3 protein-coding genes and 1 tRNA gene (1 of these 4 only partly in view) are annotated in these 2,514 nt (G+C 51.6%); all 4 read right to left on the bottom strand.

Going from position 1 to position 2,514, the window contains the following annotated elements; translation table 11 throughout:
- A tRNA-Tyr gene (locus ACIGDJ_RS28115) sits at positions 1-69 on the bottom strand (it extends 20 nt beyond the left edge of the window).
- Positions 70-211: 142 nt separating this feature from the next.
- A complete protein-coding gene (locus ACIGDJ_RS28110; RefSeq protein WP_313004249.1) occupies positions 212-643 on the bottom strand; it encodes a hypothetical protein in 432 nt (143 codons plus the stop codon).
- Positions 644-650: 7 nt separating this feature from the next.
- The gene (locus ACIGDJ_RS28105; protein WP_313004253.1) at positions 651-1,403 is read right to left on the bottom strand and encodes a pantothenate kinase; all 753 of its coding nucleotides are present in this window, start codon (positions 1,401-1,403) and stop codon (positions 651-653) included.
- Positions 1,393-2,346: a bifunctional biotin--[acetyl-CoA-carboxylase] ligase/biotin operon repressor BirA gene (gene birA / locus ACIGDJ_RS28100; RefSeq protein WP_101159023.1), complete on the bottom strand. Its 954-nt coding sequence runs from the start codon at positions 2,344-2,346 to the stop codon at positions 1,393-1,395. Before birA ends, ACIGDJ_RS28105 begins: the two co-directional genes overlap by 11 nt.
- Positions 2,347-2,514: the final 168 nt, after the last annotated feature.

The following is a 2,514-nucleotide window of genomic DNA, read 5'->3' as shown; positions in this document are numbered from 1 at the left end:
ATTCGAACCTTCGAAGTCGTAGACGTCAGATTTACAGTCTGATCCCTTTGGCCGCTCGGGAACCCCTCCTAATCAGGCCGGCATTCTATATCATGCCAAACCCCTGTCAAGCATTTTCTCATTTAAAAACCTGAGGTTAGCTGCGTTGACACACTTCACTTTGAATGCCGATTAAGGTGTTCGCTGTGGAGCGGGCGCCATTCTATGCAAACTATTGAGTGGGTGCAACCCCTTCGCACAGCATTATTTTATGTTTTAACTCATTGAATTCCTTGGAAAGGTTTTGCAACTGCTGATCACCCAGCAAACGCTGGCCGTCCGGCGTAACCACCAGCCAGTAACCGTTTCCCGCAGCATCTTTGGGGACGGATTGCACACTGACTCTCAGTACCATCAGACGCTGCTGCAATCTGGCAATTGAATCTTCGTCAGAAAGCCCGCCAAGAAACAGGCATTGCTGTCGCGGAACACTGTCCGCTCTACGGCCGCCCCCGGCCGTTTCGCTCAGCAGACGAATATCCTGCTGCGAACCGCGATATAAATTCAAAGGCGTTACATCCTTGGCTCGCAACGGCGCTTCCTGTTGATGCCAGACATAGTAAAAAACATTAAGAACAACAAGCAGCAGGAACAACCAACGCATAGAAACCTCAGGACAAGGGGCACGCCATGGCCAAGCCGACAAAAACCAGGTCTGGCACAACCCTGGCATCAGGCGCGACGCCATCCACCAACTCAGCATCCCCTCCTGTAATGAATACTATGAAGTTTTCTTCCCAATATGTTCGAGCCAGCTCCAATTGAGTGAGTACGAACCCTCTCAGCATCAAAGAACAACCGCGCTCCACAGCCTCAACGGTGGTGCGCCCCGGGACATGGCAGGAAAGGGCTTGCTCTGCGGCTTCATCACCATAACGAATTTTACGGGTATGGGTGCGAAGTTGGTTGCGCATCAAAGGCATACCAGGACAAATGAACCCGCCGAGATGCTCACCGTCAGCGGCAACAAAATCAGCAGTGACTGCCGTACCGAAGTCGAGAATCAGACAAGCATTTCCAGCAGCCAGGTGAAAGGCCCCTAGCATCGCCAGCCAGCGATCAAGACCTAAACGTTCATAATCTTCATAGCCGTTACGAACACCGGACATCTCGCGAGCGGGTTCCGCACGTACGATAGGAATACCGAACTCATGCTTAATCATCTCGGTTAACGTGCCAGTTTCTTCAGTGGTCCTGACGCTCACTAAACGGCAGCTGCGCAGCGAGAGAGACTTTATGCTCAGTAGACTCTCAATCAGAGCAAGATTGGTATCTACAACCCCTTCCGAGATCACCCCACACGCCAAGGCATCAAGCACTCGCCATTTTATAAAGCTGTTGCCGCAGTCAAGCTCAAGAATCATCACGCAACCTCAGGCTGAGCTCTCCGCCACTAAAAACTTTTTCAATACCATCTACAAGCAAGCGCAGTCCGCCTTGGTTATCAATGCCAAGCACAACACCATCAACATGGCTCTTACCCGCGATCAACGACACGGACCGACCCTGCCACAGATGATTTTCTGCCCATTCTTCCTGCAGGCTTGCGAACCCTTGATGCTGATGCTTATGGATATAAGACTTGAGCTGATTACTCAACTCTATAACCAAAGCATTGCGATCACAGGATTTACCTGACTCAAGCTTTATAGAGGTCCATTGCTGGTCGACCTCATCAGCAACCAGCATATTCACGTTGACCCCTATGCCCAATACAACATGGCATACATCCGCGGGATCCCCGACGAGCTCAAGTAGGATGCCGGCTACCTTCTTAGTACCCACCAGAACATCGTTGGGCCACTTCAGACCGGCTGTCGGCACGCCGGCGCTTCGCAAGGTCTGCATTACTGCCAAGCCAACAACAAGGCTCAACCCTTCAAGCTGACGCATGCCACCTTCGATACGGAGTACAAGGCTGTAGTAAAGGTTTTCCGCAAATGGGCTAACCCACTTTCGGCCTCGACGACCACGCCCAGCCAACTGTCGCTCGGATAGCACCAAAAACGGCGCGACTGCACCTTCACTAATGGCGCGCAAAGCTTCGGCATTCGTCGAGTCGACGGAATCGAACACAGTTACCGGCCACTGGGGTGCCTTTCTGCTTATTTCTTGAGGATCAAGCAGCGTTAGGGGTGCCGACAATTGATAACCGCGACCGCGAACTTTATGGATTGACAGACTAAGCTCAGCTTCAAGCTGCTGCAGCTGCTTCCATACAGCACTTCGGCTAATACCCAAGGCCGCTCCTAGGTCCTGACCGGAATGGAATCGCCCATCCTTCAGAAGATTCAATAACGTCAACATGCAGGTTTCGCCTTTCAATGAGGCCGCATAATAGCCATGCCCCGAGCCGTTGCATAGAAATCAAGCAGACACATTTCTCGCAGGCAAAACAAAACCCCAACTGCTTACGCAATTGGGGTTTCGGAATTTAATCTTGACGATGACCTACTCTCACATGGGGAAACCCCA

Origin of the sequence: Pseudomonas sp. NPDC079367 (genome assembly GCF_044542195.1) — a bacterium.
Taxonomy (GTDB): domain Bacteria; phylum Pseudomonadota; class Gammaproteobacteria; order Pseudomonadales; family Pseudomonadaceae; genus Aquipseudomonas.
This window is presented reverse-complemented; position numbering and strand designations above follow the sequence as displayed.

Bases quoted from the DNA above. Each gene is read 5' to 3' on its own strand.
- ACIGDJ_RS28110 (WP_313004249.1), bottom strand. From the start codon at position 643: ATGCGTTGGTTGTTCCTGCTGCTTGTTGTTCTTAATGTTTTTTACTAT.
- ACIGDJ_RS28105 (WP_313004253.1), bottom strand. From the start codon at position 1,403: ATGATTCTTGAGCTTGACTGCGGCAACAGCTTTATAAAATGGCGAGTG.
- birA (WP_101159023.1), bottom strand. From the start codon at position 2,346: ATGTTGACGTTATTGAATCTTCTGAAGGATGGGCGATTCCATTCCGGT.